Origin of the sequence: Winogradskyella psychrotolerans, from assembly GCF_018860545.1 — a bacterium.
GTDB classification, from domain to species: domain Bacteria; phylum Bacteroidota; class Bacteroidia; order Flavobacteriales; family Flavobacteriaceae; genus Winogradskyella; species Winogradskyella psychrotolerans_A.
This window is the reverse complement of the sequence record NZ_JAHKPN010000012.1, coordinates 167,761-189,121: the sequence shown is the minus strand read 5'-3', so window position 1 is coordinate 189,121 and position 21,361 is coordinate 167,761. Positions and strand designations below refer to the sequence as shown.

At 36.1% G+C, this 21,361-nt stretch carries 16 protein-coding genes; 7 read left to right on the top strand and 9 right to left on the bottom strand.

Going from position 1 to position 21,361, the window contains the following annotated elements:
- Positions 1-295: 295 nt before the first annotated feature.
- The gene (locus KO515_RS07225) at positions 296-2,128 is read right to left on the bottom strand and encodes a TonB-dependent receptor (protein ID WP_215935710.1); all 1,833 of its coding nucleotides are present in this window, start codon (positions 2,126-2,128) and stop codon (positions 296-298) included.
- Positions 2,129-2,227: 99 nt separating this feature from the next.
- Here KO515_RS07225 and KO515_RS07220 point away from each other — a divergent pair, with 99 nt between their 5' ends.
- Complete coding sequence (locus KO515_RS07220; protein WP_215935709.1) at positions 2,228-3,724, top strand: PLP-dependent aminotransferase family protein; 1,497 nt, start codon at positions 2,228-2,230, stop codon at positions 3,722-3,724.
- On the opposite strand, the gene KO515_RS07215 is transcribed toward KO515_RS07220, so the two are convergent.
- Positions 3,714-4,130 (bottom strand): putative signal transducing protein, encoded by a 417-nt coding sequence (locus KO515_RS07215; protein WP_215935708.1) that lies wholly within the window; start codon positions 4,128-4,130, stop codon positions 3,714-3,716. The genes KO515_RS07220 and KO515_RS07215 overlap by 11 nt on opposite strands.
- Positions 4,131-4,197: 67 nt before the next feature.
- Positions 4,198-4,746, bottom strand: coding sequence for a hypothetical protein (locus KO515_RS07210; protein ID WP_215935707.1), 549 nt, complete (start codon positions 4,744-4,746; stop codon positions 4,198-4,200).
- Positions 4,747-4,965: 219 nt separating this feature from the next.
- On the opposite strand from KO515_RS07210, the gene KO515_RS07205 reads away from it, so the two are divergent.
- The 4 genes from KO515_RS07205 to KO515_RS07190 are packed head-to-tail and all read left to right on the top strand — an operon-like array spanning position 4,966 to position 8,116.
- Complete coding sequence (locus KO515_RS07205; protein ID WP_215935706.1) at positions 4,966-5,475, top strand: DUF2975 domain-containing protein; 510 nt, start codon at positions 4,966-4,968, stop codon at positions 5,473-5,475.
- A gap of 2 nt (positions 5,476-5,477) precedes the next feature.
- Positions 5,478-6,065 carry a DUF2975 domain-containing protein gene (locus KO515_RS07200; protein ID WP_215935705.1) on the top strand — a complete coding sequence of 196 codons (588 nt, stop codon included), beginning with the start codon at positions 5,478-5,480 and terminating at the stop codon, positions 6,063-6,065.
- Between the two features lie 2 nt (positions 6,066-6,067).
- Positions 6,068-6,274, top strand: coding sequence for a helix-turn-helix domain-containing protein (locus KO515_RS07195; protein ID WP_178986171.1), 207 nt, complete (start codon positions 6,068-6,070; stop codon positions 6,272-6,274).
- Positions 6,275-6,319: 45 nt separating this feature from the next.
- Entirely contained in the window at positions 6,320-8,116 is a 1,797-nt protein-coding gene (locus KO515_RS07190; protein WP_215935704.1) for a M61 family metallopeptidase, read from the top strand.
- 2 nt (positions 8,117-8,118) lie between these two features.
- Here the strand turns inward: KO515_RS07190 and dinB are convergent, their stop codons facing one another.
- Both dinB and KO515_RS07180 read right to left on the bottom strand, forming a co-directional pair.
- Positions 8,119-9,336 (bottom strand): DNA polymerase IV, encoded by a 1,218-nt coding sequence (gene dinB, locus KO515_RS07185; RefSeq protein ID WP_178986168.1) that lies wholly within the window; start codon positions 9,334-9,336, stop codon positions 8,119-8,121.
- Positions 9,337-9,702: 366 nt separating this feature from the next.
- Positions 9,703-12,723: a DNA polymerase III subunit alpha gene (locus tag KO515_RS07180; protein WP_215935703.1), complete on the bottom strand. Its 3,021-nt coding sequence runs from the start codon at positions 12,721-12,723 to the stop codon at positions 9,703-9,705.
- 318 nt (positions 12,724-13,041) lie between these two features.
- On the opposite strand from KO515_RS07180, the gene KO515_RS07175 reads away from it, so the two are divergent.
- On the top strand, positions 13,042-13,809 hold the full coding sequence (locus tag KO515_RS07175) for an XRE family transcriptional regulator (RefSeq protein ID WP_215935702.1): 768 nt from the start codon (positions 13,042-13,044) through the stop codon (positions 13,807-13,809).
- Between the two features lie 6 nt (positions 13,810-13,815).
- Positions 13,816-14,790: a Gfo/Idh/MocA family protein gene (locus KO515_RS07170; protein WP_215935701.1), complete on the top strand. Its 975-nt coding sequence runs from the start codon at positions 13,816-13,818 to the stop codon at positions 14,788-14,790.
- Between the two features lie 59 nt (positions 14,791-14,849).
- Here KO515_RS07170 and KO515_RS07165 read toward each other — a convergent pair whose 3' ends face one another.
- From KO515_RS07165 to KO515_RS07150, 4 genes are all read right to left on the bottom strand, one after another.
- A complete protein-coding gene (locus KO515_RS07165; protein WP_215935700.1) occupies positions 14,850-15,125 on the bottom strand; it encodes a F0F1 ATP synthase subunit epsilon in 276 nt (91 codons plus the stop codon).
- A gap of 101 nt (positions 15,126-15,226) precedes the next feature.
- Complete coding sequence (gene atpD / locus KO515_RS07160) at positions 15,227-16,735, bottom strand: F0F1 ATP synthase subunit beta (protein ID WP_215935699.1); 1,509 nt, start codon at positions 16,733-16,735, stop codon at positions 15,227-15,229.
- A 189-nt stretch (positions 16,736-16,924) separates the two neighbouring features.
- Positions 16,925-18,493 carry a G-D-S-L family lipolytic protein gene (locus KO515_RS07155; protein ID WP_215935698.1) on the bottom strand — a complete coding sequence of 523 codons (1,569 nt, stop codon included), beginning with the start codon at positions 18,491-18,493 and terminating at the stop codon, positions 16,925-16,927.
- Positions 18,494-18,505: 12 nt separating this feature from the next.
- Positions 18,506-21,238: a TonB-dependent receptor gene (locus tag KO515_RS07150; RefSeq protein WP_215935697.1), complete on the bottom strand. Its 2,733-nt coding sequence runs from the start codon at positions 21,236-21,238 to the stop codon at positions 18,506-18,508.
- Positions 21,239-21,361 lie beyond the last annotated feature (123 nt).

Here is a 21,361-nt window from a genome sequence, read left to right as displayed (position 1 = left end):
CTGCGTAGGCAGGAATCTACTTTGTATAGTCGATGTTTGTTTGATTAAGTATTTTGAAGAATTGAGTGGGTTGAGCGCATAGGGATTGTTTTAAGGGTGCAGTGTTGTTGTGGATTCCTGCCTTCGCAGGAATGACAGAGTGTGTTGTTTTTTATTGTGGCTTTAGTTGTTTGTACTTGAAAGTTTGTCTGCTTTCTCCGGAAAGACAAAGTTCGCAGGGATGACAGTATTTTGTGGATTGGTTTAAAGATGAAGTTTTGTTGTGGGTTCCTGCCTGCGCAGGAATGACAAATAATTAAAAGAATTTGTAACGCAAGCCAAACAACACATTACTTGGTGGCATGGGTGTAAAGCCTGATTCTATATAATCAGCATTAAAAATGTTGTTTGCGGTTATGGAGAGTTCTACTTGTTTTAGTTGGAACATTATTGAGGCATCCCAAACGTTATAGGTTTGTCCTGTAGTGCGTTCGGCATATTTGTAAATGATACTTTGACTCACGTTTTTGCATAGTTGTGTGCTTAATCTGGTGGTGTATTGGTGTTTTAAGGTGTTTAAGGCATAACGTGATAGTTCTTCGTTTTGTTCTAAAATATCATCTTCTAAATAGGCATAACCAAGCGCTAAGGTTTGGTTGAAGCTGTTGATTTCAAAATTATAGGCTACGTCAACTTCTAGTCCTTTAGTATTGACTTCTGCGATGTTGGTGGCTGTAAAGATTTCTTCAACCGTGTTTGGTCTAACGTAATCTATTAAGTTTTTAGCATCTCGATTAAAAACGGATAGGCTTGCTCTAAATTTTTGGTTGTTGTATTTAATCCCGATTTCTTGTGCAAAGGCTTCTTCGGGTTCTAAATCGGCGTTGCCATTGGTTCTTGGATCCGTGTAATACAAATCGGTGTAGGTTGGAATTCTGTATGTGAAGCCAATATTTCCATACGCTTTTAAGTTATTAGTGATATCGAATCCTACATCTAATCCTGGGAATCCGTTAAATTTAAAGTCCGAAAAATAAGTCATCGCCACACCAGGTGTAATATCTAGTCGGTTATCTATAAACTGAAAACGATGCTCTAAAAATACAGTGGTCATAAACCGATGACGCTGGCCTAAATTGTTGCTTCGTAAGTAGGTTTGAGATAGGTCTATTCCAAATCCGGTAATCCCTAATTTAGACGTGTAGGAGGCGTTGGCTTCGGCACCAATTTTATTAGATAGGTGAAAGTTCCTGAAAAATTCAGGTTCAAAACGTTTAAGAAGGAACATATCTTGGTTGCGTTTCCAATAAAGTCGCGGTTGAATTTTTAGGTTTTCAGATTGAAACTTCGTGGTGAAGGCGATTAAGCTGTTTTGTGTTTCTTCGTATTCGTTATAAGCTGGATTGGTGGTGTAAAAATTTTCGGCACCAAACTTACGTTCAGAAAATGTGGCAATCATTTCAACAGCTTGGTTGTTTTTATTAAAGACACTTTTTAGAAAGTAATTAGAATTGTCATAATCTGAATTGTTACGATAGCCCTCAGAGGTCATTTTGCCTACATGAAGGATGTGTGTTGAGTTTTTTAATTCATTTCCAACGGTTACCGAACCATTAAGTTGACCAAAGGAGCCTGTTTCAAGATTCGCAGAAACGGTATTGTCTAAACTCGATTTTGTGACTATATTAATCGCTCCCGTAAAGGCATTTTGACCAAAGACACGTGCGGCAGGTCCTTTTATGACTTCTATGCGTTGAATAACTTCTAAAGGAAGCGCAGCATTTAAGGTATGGTGACCAGTTTGCGCATCGTCCATTTTTATGCCATCAATTAATAAGAGTGTTTGATCGAAACCACCACCTCTAATGAATAAATCGGCTTGACTGCCGCCCGTACCACGACGTCTAATATCAACTCCGGCAATTTGCTGCAATACATCAACAACAGTAATTGCTGCACTGTTTTTAATATCTGCTGAGGTGATGATATTTATGGTTCTGGAATTTTCCTTGAAGGGTAAATCAATTCGTGTTGAGGTAATAAGTACCTCTTTTAAGGAATCTGTTTTTATGAGGGGTAGTGTTTCTTGAGCATTGAGTTGGCAAGTGACCATTAAAATGCATGTGAACAGTGCGGCTATAATTTTCATCTACTTATGTTTTATAATAGGTTGTAGGAGTATGTTTTCATTTTAACACTACAAAAGTCGTAACTTTCCGGACGATTAAAGTAGTCCAGTTTTAAAACAATGAATAGTCCGGTTAGTCAAATTCTCAAACAGCTTATTACCTTCGATAAATTTATGGCAAAACCAGTGTATGTGCAAGTTGCTCAGCAAATAGTGAATGCGATACAGCGTGGCTATTTAGAAAAGGGTAGTAAATTACCTGGTACACGTGTTTTTAGTCAGTTGTTGAATGTTCATCGCAATACGGCTGTTGCTATTTATGACGAGTTGGCGTCACAAGGTTGGGTAGATATTATAGCCAATAAAGGGACTTTTGTTTTAGTACCTGAAGCCTCAACAGCAAAAATTAAGGCCACAACAGACTACTTGCAAATAGCGTATGCGTATCCGAAAGTTGCTGGTTTTCCGTTTCAAAAATCATTTCATTTGGCTTCAACCACGCAAGAGACGACTGCCAACTATTTTATTAATGATGGTAAGCCCGATCTGCGTTTGCATCCTGTACACCAATTTTCGAGATGGTATAGTGCGGCCATGAAACGTAAGCCGTTAATAAAAAAATGGAATAGAACGAGTGCTTTAACTCCTTCGGCGTTTAGTACGCAGTTGTGTAATTATTTGAATGCTACACGAGGTTTTCATATCAATCCGAATCATTTAATCAATACGCGTAGCACTGAAATGAGCCTTTATATGGTGTCGCAACTGCTTGTTAAACAAAATGATTTGGTGTTGGTAGGTCAGTTGAGTAATTATGCAGCTAATATGATATTTCAAGAAGCTGGAGCTACCATAAGGACTATTCCAGTAGATAAGGACGGTTTGGATGTGGATTATATCAAAACCCATTTTGTAAAGAAACGTATTCGATGTGTGTATATCTGTGCGCATAGAGATTATCCTACAACGGTAACGTTGAGTGCTACACGTCGTTTACAATTGTTGGAACTCGCCAAGACTTACGGGTTTGCTATTATAGAAGACGATTATGATTATGATTTTCAGTTTGAAGGTTCGGCTATGTTACCTATGGCAAGTGCTGATGCAGATGGTATGGTTATTTATCTCGGTAAATTAGGACAATCGTTATTTCCTAGCTTTCATACTGGGTTTGTGGTGGCGCACGAAAATTTTATCTCGGAAGCCAAAAACTATTTGCAGTTGTTAGATCAGCAAGGAGATTTAATACAAGAACAAATGCTTGCCGAACTCATTTCTGAAGGGGAAATTTATAGATTGAAGAAAAAAAATATTGTGACTTATAAGCAACGTCTGGATAGCTTATGTCTGTATTTAAATACGTATTTTGAAGGTATTGTCACTTGGGAAAAACCTTTGGGTGGTTTAGCGTTATGGTTACGGTTTATAGATAATATTTCCTTAGTTAAATTAGCTGAAGAAGCTGAGAAGCTCGATTTGTTTCTGCCAAAAACTATTTTATATCAAGATAAAACTACGTGTGCTATTCGTTTTGGCTTTGGCCATTTAAATGAAGATGAATTAGAGATTGTGATTAAAAAACTGAAAACCGCTTATGATACGGTAATTAATCTTTGATTGGAAATTCAGTATTGCAATCTTCACATTTATATTGGTAACGCGTGCTAAACGGTAAGGTAAAGAATAGGAGGCCAATTAGAAATGACATTAAGGATTTTAAATTAGTAATGGTGGTGTACATTTCAATGTGTTCACTTTTACAATTGGGACACACAATAGGGTTGCCTTCATCATCTACAGAATAGGCTTTGATTGATTGTAAAATGGCTCGCGCTTGTACTTCGTCTTTAGCAAGTACTTTTAATTTTACACCTCCAATGGCCTGACTCACTAAAGGATCTGTATCTATGGCAAGATTATCTCTTAGGAAGACTTCAATACCATCGGATTCTAAGCGTCCTTTAGCAATTTGTGCTTCTGTAGAATACGGATATCGGGCTATGGTAACGAAGGTGTCTTGCATGTGGTAAAGGTACTATATTCTTGTAGAGCGCTGATAGTTTTTAAAACCTGATAGGTCTAAAGAGAGGTTATTCAATGTTGCCAGATGCCATCTTAGCTTTCCATTCGTCTTTATCAATCCATTTAAAGTCGTTAGGCACTGTAGCGTCTAGCAAATCGATGTTGAGTTGTTCTGAAAGTTCGTAACCGATGAGAAAGGCTTCTTTATAATTGTCTTCTTCGTACAATTCAAAATGCTTGTTGTTATTGTACCACAGATTGACTTCAAATATATAATCACCACCTACTGTGGGTTGATGGAACACGGAAACATATTGGTAGTTTTTAATGGTCTGCCATGATCCCAATTTTACAGGGCCAACTTCTATGGTTGGTCTAAATCTGGAATTAGGAATGTCTATATGGATGCGTTTTCTGGAACAAAAACTGGCACCAATACCCGTGAAATAAATAACACCTTCAAAATCTAATAACCGTATGCCTAGCGGTTGGTTGGTTGTTGCCCATAGAAAAACTTTATAACCCATAATTCCGAAAGCCATGGTAAAGAATAGGGCAGCAATGGGTATTTGCCAAATTGGTCTAGGGCTTTCTGAAATGATGGTGTTGGGATTCATGTGTTTATATTTATTGTTTTTTATCGGTCACATGGTACATCCATTTTATCATTCCCTTGGGTATCAAAAGCGAGCTATGGATGTTTCATGTTTCAAATATATGAAAAAGACCTGCTAGGTTTTTAAAACCTGCTAGGTCTACTATATAAATCATCTTTTTAATAATAAATTATTGTTTATCGATAATTTTTATATATTTGTTATCGTAAAACGATAATTATGAATTCTGCAAAAACACTTTATACGATACTAAATGTTATTATTTTCCTTATTCTAATGAGCATTGGTATAGGGATTTTCATATTAGCAATGATTCTCTTAGGTATAAAACAAGATTTTATCGGCATAGATGAAGATGTATTAGTTTATAAAACTGAAGCCATGCTTTATCGTTTTACTTTTTTAAAGCTTGCGGTTTATGCTGCTTTTGTCGTTGCGCTTTGGAGATTAAGAAAGGCGACCAAGTTGTTATTAAAAAATGATTTTTATAATACCGAACTTACAAATGGCATGTTCAATTCGGGGAAACTTATGGTTTTTTCTTCAGTCGCTTTATGGTTTATTGATGAGATTGGTAATATGTTCTATAAACGGCAAGTTATACTTGGTTTAAGTGAAAAAACATTAGTCTATTTATTGATAATTGCGATGGGATTGTTTTTAATGTTGATGAGTACGGTTCTTAGAGATACTAAGGCTATAAAAGAAGAAAACGACTTAACTATTTAATTATGACTAAAAACACACTTTTAAATATCGCTATTTGGGTATCGAGAGGATTAAAAATCCTATTAATAATTGCTGCAGTAGGTCTGACAGGTTTATTTGTATATGCACAAATTGATAAAGATTATTTTGCAGATGAAGAGATTGTATTAAAGGCTAATCCTGGTTATCTTGGAGTTTCTACAATAGTATCAGATGTGTGGAAGGATGATACTAAGGAAGCCCAATTTGACTCAAAACCTTATACGTTTGGAAAACTAAAAACAATATCATTGTATATCAATTATTTTAAAGTCATTAGTGTTGCTGTGTTACTATTTCTAATACTAAGGGCTTTCGAAACCATTATGTTATCAGTGAAAACATTACACACCTTTAGTAATCGTAATGCGAAACTGTTTAGGACGATTGGAATTTATATTATTGTGGTGACAATTCTAATAAGTTATACCGTGCTTCGATTTGAAAGCGGAAGTCAAACTATTTCACATCTGTCCTTAACTCCTGTAATTTATATACTCTTGGCTTTTATAATGGCAGAAATTTTTAAAGAAGGTGAAAATTTGAGAGCAGAAAACGACCTAACCATATAGCCATGCCAATAATAGTTAACCTAGACATCATACTAGCCCAACGTGGCATGAAGAGTAACGAGCTTGCTGAAATCGTTGGCATCACAACAGCAAACCTGTCTATTTTAAAAACAGGAAAGGCTAAGGCTATTCGATTTTCAACCTTAGAAGCCATTTGTAAAGCTTTGGACTGTCAGCCTAGTGATATATTAGAATACGTAGAAGATTAAAAGGTTTTAAAAATTAGTATCTTGGGTGTCTAAAAAATTGAATAGATGCGAAGCCTAATTTTATTACTGTCATTTTTATGTTTAGTGAATTGTAAAGATGATACAACTTCTGAAACGGAATCAACAATTGGAGGAAGTTCAAGTTATATCATTTCGTTTGAAAATGCAGTGCATCATGAAGCTGAAATCATGGCCACATTCAAAGGTTTAAAATCTGGTGAAGCGACATTTAGAATGTCGAGAAGTTCACCAGGACGTTACGCTATTCACGAATTTGCTAAGAATGTTTACAATGTAAAGGTGACAGACGGGAAGGGTAATGTTTTAGAAACGATACGTCCCGATCCGTATTCTTGGAACGTAAACAATCACGATGGCACTATAATAGTTCATTATACCTTATACGCCAATCATGGTGATGGCACTTATGCTCAAATCGACGAAACGCACGCGCATCTTAATATGCCAGCGACCTTTATGTATGCTCCGCGTTTGGAGAATGACACCTTCAACATTGAATTTAAACCTCGCGAAGACTTCAACTGGAAAATTGCAACGCAGTTAAAGTTCGTAGAAGGCACCACTTATTCCGCTGAAAACTTACAGTATTTTATGGATAGTCCAACTGAAATCAGTGACCATATGGTACGTTCGTTTGAGGTGGATGGTCAAAAGATCAATTTTGCTTTACACCATAATGGTACAGCCGAAGAATTTGATGCCTATTTTGAAAACGTAAAGAAAACAATCTTACAACAGAAGGCCGTTTTTGGCGAATTACCAACTTACGATTACGGCGAATACACGTTTTTAGGTTGTTATATTCCTAATGCGACAGGAGATGGTATGGAACACCGGAATTCTACCATCGTCACCAGCACAAGAAGTCTAGCCGATGGAGCAGATCGTAATATTGGGACGGTGTCTCATGAGTTTTTTCATTGCTGGAATGTAGAACGCATACGACCACAAAGTTTAGAGCCTTTTAATTTTGAAGAAGCTAATATGAGCGGAGAGCTTTGGTTTGCTGAAGGCTTTACCAGTTATTATGACGATTTAACCTTAACTAGAGCTGGACTTATAGCACAGGAAGATTATATAAAAGGATTGACAGGAACTTTTAATTACGTGTGGAATTCGCCAGGACGACAGTTTTTTAATCCTATTGAGATGAGCTACCAAGCTCCGTTTGTAGATGCAGCACGTTCGGTGGATGATATCAATCGCGATAATACTTTTATTTCTTATTATTCGTATGGAAGTATGTTGGGTTTGGCTTTAGATTTATCGCTTAGAGCAGAAAACTTGAATCTGGATGATTATATGACATTAGTCTGGAACACCTACGGAAAAACGGAAACCTATTATACCATTGCAGATTTACAGCAAACCTTAAACGACTATGCTGGTGCTGAATTTGGTGACCAATTTTTCAATAATTATATCTATAAAAGCGGCATGCCAGATTTTAAAACCTTATTTAAAACGGTTGGTGTGCAGTTACAACAAAACACAGCGCAGCCTGCTTTTGGATTGCGTTTGAACAATCAAGTGATTACAAGTAATACATTAGTCGGTTCTGGAGCTTATGCCGCAGGACTTGAAAAAGGAGATAAATTACTTAAAATTGATGGTGTTGCACTCAATGAAACTATAGACTTAAATACGGTTTTAGGTACGGTGAAACCTAACCAAACCGTCGATGTGGTTTACGAGCGCTTCGGAAAGCAACACACTGTAAAACTCACTTTAGATGCTGATACGTCTTATGCTATTTCAAGTTTAGATGAATTATCTGAAGGAGAGAAAGCAAATCGTGATGCTTGGTTGGGTGCGAAGTAAAATTATTGTCGTCGATTAGCCAATAAAGGAGGCGGTTCGCCATTAAACGGGTTAAAACGGCTAATGGTTTTAGCTTCTAATCCTGCAGCACTCATAACAACTCTATCTCCATAACGTTCGCGCATTTTGTCCATGGCATTGCTGAGATTAAGGTGTTTTTCATTGTCTTCAAACAGGTTTACTTGATGGCCACCTTCTACCAAATGACTAAATTTTACACCAATTAACCGTACTAAAAGTCTACGATGGTATAGTTTTTTAAACAAATCTAAGACCACAGGAATAAGCATATGGTCCATAGCACTATATGGAATGCGTTGTTGTTGTGTGTAGGTCTGAAAATCTGAATACCGAATTTTAAAGGTGACGCAAGCCGTTAATTTATGACCACGACGGAGTTGGTAAGCTAAGTTTTCTGCCATAGCAACAATCATTCCTTTTAATTTGGCAACATCTGTGGTATCTTGATTAAACGTCCGTTCTGTAGAAATGGATTTACGTTCTTGGTATTGCACTACTGGCGAATTGTCTATGCCATTGGCTTTTTTCCAAATAACAAGGCCATTTTTGCCCAATACTTTATGCATGAGTTCCATGGGCATTTCTTGTATGGTATGAATGCGTTTGACGCCTAAATCACACAAGGCTTTGTAAGTGACATTGCCAACCATCGGAATCTTTTTAACCGACAGTGGTGCTAAAAATGGTTTTTCATCACCAGAGAGAATACGAATCTCGTTATTAGGTTTGGCTTCTCCAGTCGCAATTTTAGACACCGTTTTGTTAAGTGATAAGCCAAAGGAAATAGGTAAACCTGTTTCTCTAATAATTTTCTGACGTAATTCTGAAGCTAGTTTGTGGCAACCAAAAAATTTATCCATTCCGGTGAGGTCCATATAAAATTCATCGATTGATGTTTTTTCATAAAGCGGCACACTTTCTTTAATCACATCGGTAACGTCATTTGAAAATTTAGTGTAAATCCCAGAGTTGCCTCTAAGCACAATGGCTTCTGGGCACAATTGTTTTGCCATACGCATTGGCATGGCGGAATGCACACCAAAGGTGCGCGCTTCGTAACTGCAAGACGCCACCACACCTCTGTCGCTTGTGCCACCAATGAGAATCGGTTTTCCATTGAGACTACTATCCATGTGTCTTTCACAGGACACAAAAAAGGTGTCTAAATCCATATGTACGATGCTGCGGTTTTTGTTCATTTTTTAATTTGGGTTTTATGAGAGGTTTAAAAACACCCCTAAAGTCCCCTCAAGGGGACAATTAATAAAAAAATCTTTTAGATTTTTTTATTCGCAACAGTGAGACTGTCCCCTTGAGGATTATCGAAATAAAAGCGAATGCTTTTGTTGAAGATACCGAACGAAGCTCATTAGGGGTGTAAAATTCAACTAACCACTTTATTATAAAAGCGTAATTAACGTCAGTTCGAGTGGCGATTTTTGTAGCCAAAGCGGAAAAAAAATTGTTGTATCGAGAACCTTATGATTAATGAGAGCTTCTCGATACAAATTTACTCATGCTTCGCAAATCACTCGAAGTGACGAAATGTTGTTTTTTAAAATTCCTTAACTGATGGCTCTTTTCAAATCTGTAAAACTTCGTTTATTCTGAAATGTTGGATTCAAAGATTTTACCGAGTAACGTGGATCTTCAATAATTGCCAAGCGTTCCATTTTTGAAACTTCAATGGTTACACAATCAAATTCTACCATGACTTTGCCTATGATGCTATAAATCCCTTTTCCTCTAAATGGATATTTGGCTACAGTAGGAGGAAAATGAACCGTGTCTATAAAATCACCATCACGATCTAAGAACGTTCCGAAATGCATCATTTTTCCATTCGATGTTTTGGTGTTTTTTGTGATAATTAAGTAGCCTTCAATGCTAATGAGTTTGTTTTCTAGTTGTGTTAAGTGTTTAGCACGTAAATTACTAATCGAAGGTTTTTCTAATAAATAAAATGGATTACAAATGGGAAATCCTAACAATTCAATCGAATCGAAAGCATTTTCTAAGTCTGTACTTGGCAATTCTGGTGTATTATAGTTAATCCGTTGGGTTTTAAATAGTGTCATCACCTCGTCTTGTACTACCGTTTTACTAATTTTTAAATGCGCTTCCCAAAGCAATTCACGTTTGTTAATTGTTGTAAACCGAAAGGCATTGATTTTAATTAAAATGGATATCTGTTCTATAGAAATGGGAACTCGTTCTATAAAATCATCTAGCGATTGAAAGTGGCCATTTTTTTCGCGTTCATTCAGTATACGATTGATGGTTTTAGATTCTAAAGATTGTAAAAACATAAAGCCTAAATAAATGGTTTTCTCTTTTATAATCGCTTGATGAAAGGAGTGATTAATACAAGGAGCTTCAATGATGCCGTTGTGCATTCGAGCTTCGTGCACATAGAGTTCTGTGCTATAAAATCCACCAAAATTATTAATGGTAGCGGTCATGTATTCTAAAGGGTAGTAGGCTTTTAGAAATAAGCTTTGATAACTTTCAACAGCATAAGAAGCCGAATGGCCTTTGGCAAAGGCATAGCCTGCAAAACTTTCAATTTGTCGCCAAATATCGGTCACTAAAGCTTCGGGTTTGCCATCGTTTATACAATTGTCAAAGAATTTTTGTTTCACTTTATCAAACTCGTCTCGCGACCTAAACTTTCCAGACATACCACGACGCAACATATCCGATTCGCCTAAATCTAAACCACCAAAAAGGTGTGCGACTTTAATGACATCTTCTTGATAGACCATAATACCGTAGGTTTCGGGCATGATTTTCTGCAAAATAGGATGGGCTTCTTTTCGTTTTTCGGGATAACGATAACGTAAAATATATTCGCGCATCATACCGCTTTTGGCAACACCAGGTCTAATGATAGAACTCGCGGCGACTAAACCCAAATAATTATCGACTTGCAACTTTTTTAAGAGCATGCGCATGGCTGGTGATTCTACATAAAAACAACCAATCGCTTTGGCATGTCGTAGTAAATCCTTTATCCGTTCGTCTTTTTTAAACCCTTTTATATCATGAATATCAATAGGCGGTTGATCGCTGTAATTTTCGTCAATAATTTCTACCGCTTCTTTTATTTTTCCTAAACCACGCTGACTCAGAATATCGAATTTATATAAGCCAATATCTTCAGCAACCACCATATCAAATTGCGTAGTCGCAAATCCTTTTGGTGGCATAAATGTGGCACAATAGCAATGAATGGGTTGTTCTGAAATTAAAATACCACCAGCATGAATGCCTAAATAATTGGGAAAACCTTGAATGTACTGAGCATATTTAATAACTAATTGCGAGAGTTTATCGAATTGATTAATGTTATATTTTCCTCGGGTTAGTTTATCCATTTCCGCTTTTGGTAAGCCAAAAACCTTTCCTAATTCGCGTACCGAAGCTTTAAATTTAAAGGTGTTATAAACCGCAATAAGCGCTGTATGTTTAAAGGTTTTGAAAATATAATTGGTGATATCATCTCTGTCTCGCCAAGAAAAATCGAGATCAAAATCTGGTGGATTTTGTCTAAATAGGTTGATGAATCGTTCAAAATACAAATCGAGCTCAATGGGGTCAACATCTGTAATTCGCAATAAATAGGCAATAATACTATTGGCACCACTGCCACGACCAACGTAGTAATAATCGTTGCTTCGCGCGTATTCTAAGATTTTCCAGTTGATAAGAAAATAAGACACAAAGTTTTGTTGTTTTATAATGCTAAGTTCCTTTTCAATGCGGTCATATACTTTTTGTTCCACGTTAGTGCCATAACGATAGGGAATGCCATCGTAAGTCAATTGTTTTAAGAGTTTATAATCTGAAGTTTCATTTTCAGTGAGGCATTTTTGGTTTTTGGGTGTGGTATTTTCAAAATCAAACGTGGTGGTACAATCTTCTAAAAGCTGCTCAGTATTACTGATGAGGTTTGGGAATTCTGAATAGGTTTCGCACAGGTCGTTATAAGGAAGCATTCTGTCGTGTTCGTTGCCTTCTTCGGACTTTGGAAGTTTACTTAACAAGGTGTTATTTGCAATAGCACGTAATAAACGGTGTGTGTTAAATCCTTTTTTATTTTGAAAGGACACTGTTTTTAAGACCACGAGTTTATGTTTGAATTGATTCCATTTTGAAAATTTAAGTCGATTAAGGTCTTGAGGTGTAATGCCTAAAAATTCATTGGGTTTTAATTGGAAATTTATGTCGTTTTGATATGGATAAATCACGAAACAATCGTCTAAATTTTCATCTGGTCGTTCGGGAATTTGCAAATCATGATTATGTAGAAATTTAGACAGATACGCATTGATGTTTTTAAAGCCTTTATTGTTTTTAGCAATAAGAATAAATTGCTGTTGCGCACCATTTCTAAAATCGACTCCTAGCACTGGTTTTATTTTATATTTTTTTGATAAACGCATCACATCTAAACATGCGGATGTACTATTAATGTCCGTTAAGGCAAGGGTTTGAACACCGTTTTCGGATGCAATAGCAAGGAGTTGTTCTGGTTTTATGGTTCCATAACGAAGGCTGTAATACGTGTGACAATTTAAATACATAGTGAAAAAACGTTGGTTTTTTGATAATAGACCGCTTTGCTTTTAGAATCAAGAACAAAGACTAAATTTTAATTGACTGATAAAGAGATACCAATAGATTGATAAAATTATTTGAGCTCTATCCTTGATTATTTTTAAAAGCTAGACTGTAAAATTAGCTACTATATGTAGTTTGCATTGCTTATATTTGTAGTAATGTTTAAAAAAAGTAAAAAGTAAAAAGTAAAATAGTGAAGATGGAAGAGAATATGAGTTGTAAGGGCTTGTACTGTTAGTATGACACTTTTAAAACAATAATTAATAAAAATAAAATTTTAAATGAAACCAATTCAGGCTAACATAAAACATTTACGCGCGCTTAGGAAGCTGTCTCAAGAGCGTTTTGCAGACGAACTTAATTGGACGCGCTCTGTTGTGGGTTCTTACGAAGAGGGTCGTTCTGAGCCACCCATAGATCGTTTAATAGATTTGTCTAATTTCTTTAATATTCCTATTGATATTTTAGTTAAAAATGATTTACGGAAAGCAAAAGACACCTCGTTTATAGAAGTGGGGAACAAGCGCGTGCTATTTCCTGTAACCGTAAATGAAGATAACGAAGATTTAATTGAAATTATACCTACAAAAGCATCAGCAGGCTATTTATCTGGTTACGATGATCCAGAATATATAGAGCAACTTCAAAAAATTAAATTGCCTTTTTTGCCAACAGGGACACACCGCGCATTTCCTATTAAAGGGGATTCTATGTTACCTGTAAAAGATGGTGCTTTTATAGTCGCAAAATTTTTAGAAGATATCAGAGATATAAAAAATGGGCGCACTTATATTATATTAACTAAAGATGATGGTTTGGTGTATAAACGCATTTATGTGCCTGAAGGAGATACAACAAGTTTATTGTTAAGCTCAGATAATAAAAGCTATCAACCGTATTTAATTGCACGTGACACTGTTTTGGAGATTTGGGAATTTACCTGTTGTATTAATACGCAAGAATATGATGAAAAGGAATTAAAATTAAGTAGTATTATGACCATGTTTCAAGAACTTAAAGTAGAACTTGAATCTATAAAACAACTATAATAAGCTATGGATAAAACTATAAAATGGGGAATTATTGGTTGTGGTGATGTTACGGAAGTTAAAAGTGGTCCTGCCTACAGTTTAGTTAATGGTTTTGAGCTCGTAGCAGTGATGCGCAGACGATTAGAATTAGCTAAAGATTATGCGCAACGCCATGGTGTAAAAACATATTATGATGATGCCGATGCGCTTATAAATGATAGAAATGTTGATGCCGTTTATATCGCCACTCCTCCAGATAGTCATCATTTTTATGCCTTAAAAGTGGCTAAAGCCGGAAAGATTTGCTGTATAGAGAAACCAATGGCTCCTAGTTATATGGAATGTAAAGAAATATATACAGCTTTTGCGGACCAAAATATACCGTTATTTATAGCGTACTATCGACGATCTCTACCCAGGTTTGATAAAGTAAAATCACTAATAGACAATAATGCTATAGGAGTGATAAGATATGTGAATTGGAACCTAGCAAGGACCGCTAGTCCTGCAGATTTGTCTGAAGATTATAATTGGAGAACCGATGCTAAAATTGCACCAGCAGGTTATTTTGATGACTTAGCAAGTCATGGGTTAGATTTATGTATTTACTTATTAGGCGGTATTAAAGAGGCTAGTGGTGCGAGTTTAAATCAACAACAATTATATACGGCTAAAGACGCTATTTCTGGTTCGTGGTTGCATGATTCTGGTGTTATAGGTTCTGCCTCATGGAATTTTGGTGCTTATAAAAGAGAAGATAGCGTTAGAATCGTTGGTAGTGAAGGTGAGTTACGTTTTTCTGTTTTTGGAGATGAGCCTATTGAATTAATTACTAATACATCGCAAGAGACATTTGTAATAGATCAGCCTAATCCTATACAATTGTACCATGTTGACCATATGCAAAAACATCTTAGTGGGATTTCACAGCATCCATCAACAGGGGAAAGTGGCCTACATACAGCTTGGGTTATGGATAAGATATTAGGTAAGTTATAAAACAAAAAAAGCGCGAAATGAAATATTTCGCGCTTTTATAATTTATATAATGATAGATTTTAATCCGCTAAAATAATTAGCTTATTATCTTTCATTTCTAATGTTCCAGAATTGATAGCTAACCAAACTCCTTTATCGGATTTTGTAAATTTAGCTTCAACTTCTTTTTCTAATTGAATATTACCTTCAACTTTCACATGGCCTTCTTTAAGAATAGAGACAATAGGAGCGTGATTATTCAACATTTGAAATTCACCGTTTATTCCAGGAACCGTTACTGAAGTAACGTCTCCACTAAATAATGTGGCTTCTGGTGATACAATTTCTAAATACATAGTAAAACTTATTTTACTACCCTGAATTTAGTTCAGGGTCTTTTTAATGTTTATTCTAGTTCTTTTGAGAGATACTGAAACGAGTTCAGCATTAGCTTCGGCTACGCCTCAGCTAACATTTTTTCTCCAGCTTCAATAGCTTCTTCAATAGAACCTTTAAGGTTAAATGCCGCTTCAGGTAAGTGATCTAATTCACCATCCATAATTTGGTTAAACCCTTTGATCGTTTCTTTAATATCTACTAATACACCAGGAATACCTGTAAATTGCTCAGCTACGTGGAACGGTTGTGATAAGAAACGTTGTACACGTCTTGCTCTACCTACAGCCATTTTATCTTCTTCAGATAATTCTTCCATACCTAAGATGGCAATAATATCTTGTAATTCTTTATAGCGTTGTAATAACTCTTTTACACGTTGTGCACACGCATAGTGCTCATCACCTAAAATATCAGCAGTTAAAATTCTTGACGTAGAATCCAATGGATCTACTGCAGGATAGATACCTAACTCTGCAATTTTACGAGATAATACTGTAGTGGCATCTAAGTGAGCAAACGTTGTTGCAGGAGCTGGATCCGTTAAATCATCCGCAGGTACGTAAACCGCTTGTACAGATGTAATAGATCCTCTTTTTGTTGACGTAATACGTTCTTGCATCGCCCCCATTTCGGTTGCTAATGTTGGTTGGTAACCTACCGCAGAAGGCATACGACCTAATAATGCAGATACCTCAGAACCCGCTTGTGTAAAACGGAAGATATTATCTACGAAAAATAATACATCTTTTCCTTGTCCTTCACCAGCACCATCACGGAAATATTCTGCTATAGTTAATCCTGAAAGTGCTACACGAGCACGAGCTCCAGGAGGCTCATTCATTTGTCCGAATACGAAAGTCGCTTTAGAATCTTTCATTCCAGATTTATCAACTTTAGATAAATCCCATCCACCATCTTCCATAGAATGCATAAAGTCATCACCATATTTAATAATACCTGACTCTAACATTTCACGAAGTAAATCGTTTCCTTCACGTGTTCTTTCACCAACACCTGCAAATACAGAAAGTCCACCGTGACCTTTTGCAATATTGTTAATCAACTCTTGAATTAATACTGTTTTACCAACACCAGCACCACCAAATAAACCAATTTTACCACCTTTTGCGTAAGGCTCAATTAAATCGATGACTTTAATACCAGTGAATAAAACTTCTGTAGATGTTGATAAATCTTCAAATTTTGGAGCTTGTCTGTGAATAGGTAAACCCGCATCACCAGCTTTAGGTAAATTTCCTAAACCATCAATAGCATCACCAATAACGTTAAAAAGACGTCCATAAACATCTTCGCCAATTGGCATTTGAATTGGAGCACCAGTCGCGTGAACTTCTGTTCCTCTACTTAAACCATCAGAAGAATCCATAGCAATAGTACGTACGGTATCTTCACCAATGTGAGATTGTACTTCTAATACTAATTTTGAACCATCTTGATTGTTAATTTCTAACGAATCATAAATCTTTGGAAGCTCTGAACCAGCAGCGAATTCTACATCAATAACTGGACCTACGATCTGTGCAACTTTACCTGTAACTTTTGACATTACTCTTATGTTTTTGTTTTGCAATAATTTAAATGTGAAAAAAGACTTACGCAATCATGTTATGTACGTTCGTTTTTCGCGCTGCAAAGATATGTGATTTAATTTAAATACCATGTCAAAAAATTGGCTTTTTTAAACAAAGAAAACGCCCTCAATTTGAGAGCGTTTTTTTTATCAATTTTTATACTATTATTGAAGCGTTGTAGGATAGTTAGTAGGGTAATTTCCTATATCTAATAAGTTCCCTGAAGCTTCAAAATTAGAATCATAAGTTTCATCAATTTTTTTCATAAACTCGTTTGCTAATAGCGCATAACCTCTTGCTGTTGGGTGAACACCATCTAACGAGAATGCTCCTCCTGTGACTAAACTAGACGTTAATATAAAGTTGCCATCAGAATAACCTCCATTATCTAATTGTGACATTAATGAGTTGGCATCAACAAAAGCAAAACCTGCTGACGTTGCAGCAGCTTCTAATTTTATATTAAAATTATCTGTTGCTGTTTTTATTTCATCTTGCTCTTGAGGTGTTAAAACCCATTTATCAGCCAGTGGTATAGCAACACCATTTACAGTTGTTGGGTTACCTGGCACAGCCTCGGTACCAATAAAGCTAGATGCTGGTAATACTAATAAATCATCTTCTGTTGCTTGGCGCATACTAACCAGAGCAGGGTTTATAGCGGTTAAATCTGTTAAATCCTCATCCATAATAACTACTGCATTACCAGAACCTTCAGAAAAGTATATTTTTCTTCTAGCCATTTCTGCAGTTGCTAATTCTTCAGATGTCATCTCATCAGTTGGAGGAAAGAAAAAGGCTAATTGAGTAGGATTAGCTATAAGATATGCTAATGTACCATCAAGCCCTCCGTTGTAAGCTCCATAAGCACTTGCACTATTTAAAAATCCTGCAGTTGTAGCATCTAGAGGAACAGGATTATGAGGAACTGTTGTAAAATGTGGGATGGTTGTTACGTAAGGAATATTAGCCATTACACCTTGCACATTTGCAGTTTGTAAAGCGCCAATAATGGCATCTATAGATCCTTCAAAAGTTAGTTGTGGAGTAATAGCAGCCTCATTTTGGTCTCCACCAGAAGTAGCATAATTTAAAACGTCGTTATTACCAATCCATAAGGATACAAATGTAGGTTGTTGTGCTAATGCATCACCTAAAATTGTTGCTGAAGGATCCGAAGCCATACGTACAAAATATGGATTAGCGGTAGGAGGATCTGTAACTAAGTTAGCAGGATTGCCATAACCATCATATAACAAATGAAAACTTGCGGCACCAGGAACTCCCATATTATTTTGTGAACCTAATGAAGGTGCAAATGCTTCTGTTGATGACATAGCAGGTAAGCTAGCGGGACCTGAGCCATCAAAATATAATCTAGGTCCGAAACTACCATCTTCATTTTGGCTTCCTCCAAATAATAAACCACCAATATTATCTTCCATTAAAGGTTGTGTAAATGTACCACCTCCAAGTAAAGCGAATTTTTGGGATAACATATTAGGCATTGAGTTTTCCTGACCTGCAATAAACAATGCATTGTCGGTAAAGCCTGCAGTTAACGAATTTCCAATAGCGACATATGTTGAGAAATCTGCTGAGCCTGCAGTTAGTTCTGGAAGCACAACTTCGTTAGTTGGGTTATCTAAAAGTTCTTCAAAATCTTCTTCATCATTACATGCTGTAAATCCAATTAGGACAGCTGATAGTAATAAATATTTTATATTTTTCATTTTGCTGTTTTTTTATAGGTTATTAATTGTCCAAGAAGCGTAGTACATTGAGCCAATATAACCTGACCCGAATATGGTGAAGTATTCTTTACCACCAATATTTGTACCACCAATTTTAATTGTGGACTTTAAACTTGGAATCGTATAACTAATTTGTGCATCAACGGTGTGAAATTCTGGTACTATACCGTCACCAAACGTTGCTTCCCAAAAATAATCATCGCTAAATTTGTAGGCGACATTAAACCCAAAGTTTTTAAATAACTCGGTGTTACCAAAATGCGCTTTAAACTTGTGCTCTGGTGTATTAAAGTTGGTTTCAAAATTAGGATTAGCAGCTTGATCAAAATCTTGCTTTGTAAATGTGTAACTTCCGCCTAAATCAAAATCATCCATTATTTTAGTAGATAAACCTATTGAAGCTCCATAAGAATTAACATCTGCATCAGAGTTTGTATAGGCACTATATGTAGTGAAATCGCTATTGGCTATTGCTGCAACTCCTGAGCCATCTGTAACTGATCCATATAATGGAGCTATTACTACTTCTGAAGAAATGAAGTCTTTGTATTTGTTGTAATACGTACTAAAGTCTATAGTAAGTTTATCAAATTTACCTCTATATCCTATTTCTACAGAAGTTACTTGCTCTGGTGATACAAGATTGGGATTAGCTACTGTTAATACTGAAGGGTCACCTGTTGCTGCTAATTCTTGTACAGATGATGCTGTATAAGAGTTGTTGTAAGCTGCCGCACCTGTTTGGTTATAAACAGTTCCGTTACTCGATGTGAAATCTCTTGAATAGCGATCTAAATTATCGGGTGCAGACCCAACCAATATCGCTCTACCAGCATCTAAGCCTATAAATAAATCTTGTGTTGTTGGGTTTCTAAAACCGGTTTGAGCAGAAGCTCTAATGTTGTGATTTCTGTTTAATGTTAAACCTAATGAAAGTCTTGGTGATATAAAGCCATCAAAGAATTCTGATTTATCATAACGTGCAGATGCTGTTATTTTTAATTCCATATCTTCATTAAGTTCTAAGTTTTTCTGAACTTGTGTGTACACACCGAACTCGCTATAGTCTATGGTGCCATCGTAATCTGTATAGATTGATCCGAAGGAGTTTAAGTTATATTTTCTGTAAGACCCTCCTATTTGGATATCAGCGAAATCAGTTAAATGGCTAAAATTGTAGTTACCATCGGCATGGTAGTACTTAGAGGCATCTTGGAATTGAGACCCTGTAGCTAAATCTGGATCTTTTATAATTCTATTGAATGCATTATTAAATTCGGTTGAACCCGGTTCAAATCTTCCGGTTTCTGCAGCTGCTCTAGCCGCAGCATGAGCCTGTTCATCTGTAGCTCCTCCACCTAAAGTAGCAGCTACGTAAGTATTGATGTAATCACCAAACCAATCAGCGTCACTTTTCCAAGCTCTGTTAATATTGATTCCAGTAAATACCATATCATAAGAATCACCAGCTTTATCTGATACAACATAACCTCTTAGGAAATAATTGTCATTTTTTAATTCTAATTTATGTTGTTCTTGAAAGAATCCATCAATATTATAGCGGTTCGTCCCTTGGTATATGGTTGTACCAGTACCAACTTTACCTACATATTGTATTTCAAAATTACTATCTGTTATTGGGCGGTAATATAATCCCCAATCGGCTTTAATACTTTGCGCTTTATGTTCTGTTAAATCGCGTTCATTATAACCAGTTCTACTTACAAATACATCTGGAACAATACCAGTTCCACCCGCTAAGTCGTTAATATTTGCAGATACTTCATCTCCATAAACGTTAATACCGTTGTAGTTTAGATTAGTTGCTCTTGTGCCACCAAAGGTATCACTGTCTACTTCGCTAGTTGCAGCCCAATCCGTACCGTCTAAATATCCGAAGTTTACTTTTGCTGCAAATTTATCGCTAAATTTATAGGCCATACTCAGACTTACATCTGTATACTCATTGTCTCCTGCAGCTTTTTGAGATGTGATTCCTTTTTTAACCGAAGCCCTAATACCTTGGTGATCGAAAGGGTTTTTACTTCGCATAAATAAAATACCATTAAATGCATTTGCTCCATATAAGGCAGAAGATGCTCCTGGTAATAGTTCAACACTTTGTACATCTGTTTCAACCATTCCAACAAGGTTTCCTATTGGGAAATTTAAGGCAGGAGTAGAGTTGTCCATTCCATCAACTAATTGCATAAAACGGGTGTTTGCAGTTGTAGCAAAACCTCGAGTGTTTACGGATTTAAATGTTAAACTACTAGTGTTTACGTCCACACCTTTTAAGTTTTCTAAACCTCCATAAAAATCTGCTGAAGCCGTGTTTTTTATTTCTTTTAATCCAAAACGTTCAACTGTGACCGGAGATTCAAAAATTCGTTCAGGAGTACGAGAAGCAGAAATTACAACTTCGTCTAATTCGTTTCCTTCAGCCAATGTAACATCAACGGTTTGGTTATTAGAAGTGATTTCTAAAGTTTGAGGTTCAAAACCGGCATAACTGACTCGAATAGAAAATGGTGGTTCTTGATTCACCGTTAGCGTGTAGTTTCCGTCAAAGTCAGATACTGTACCTGTACTTGTTCCTACCACGACTATGTTTGCACCAGGTAATGGTAACCCAGTATTGTCATTAATTGTACCTTTTATAGTGGTTTGCGCAAAAGATGCCACACAAAAAAGCATAGTAAAAAGCTTAAAGATTGTCTTCATGTTAGAGAATTAGTTAATTTATTAGATCAGCAATTTAATTAAATATATGTGAACTAAATAAGAAATTCTTAAAAAAGTATGCACGCATAAGAAAATATCTAAAAAAAAACGCTTTAAAATTGA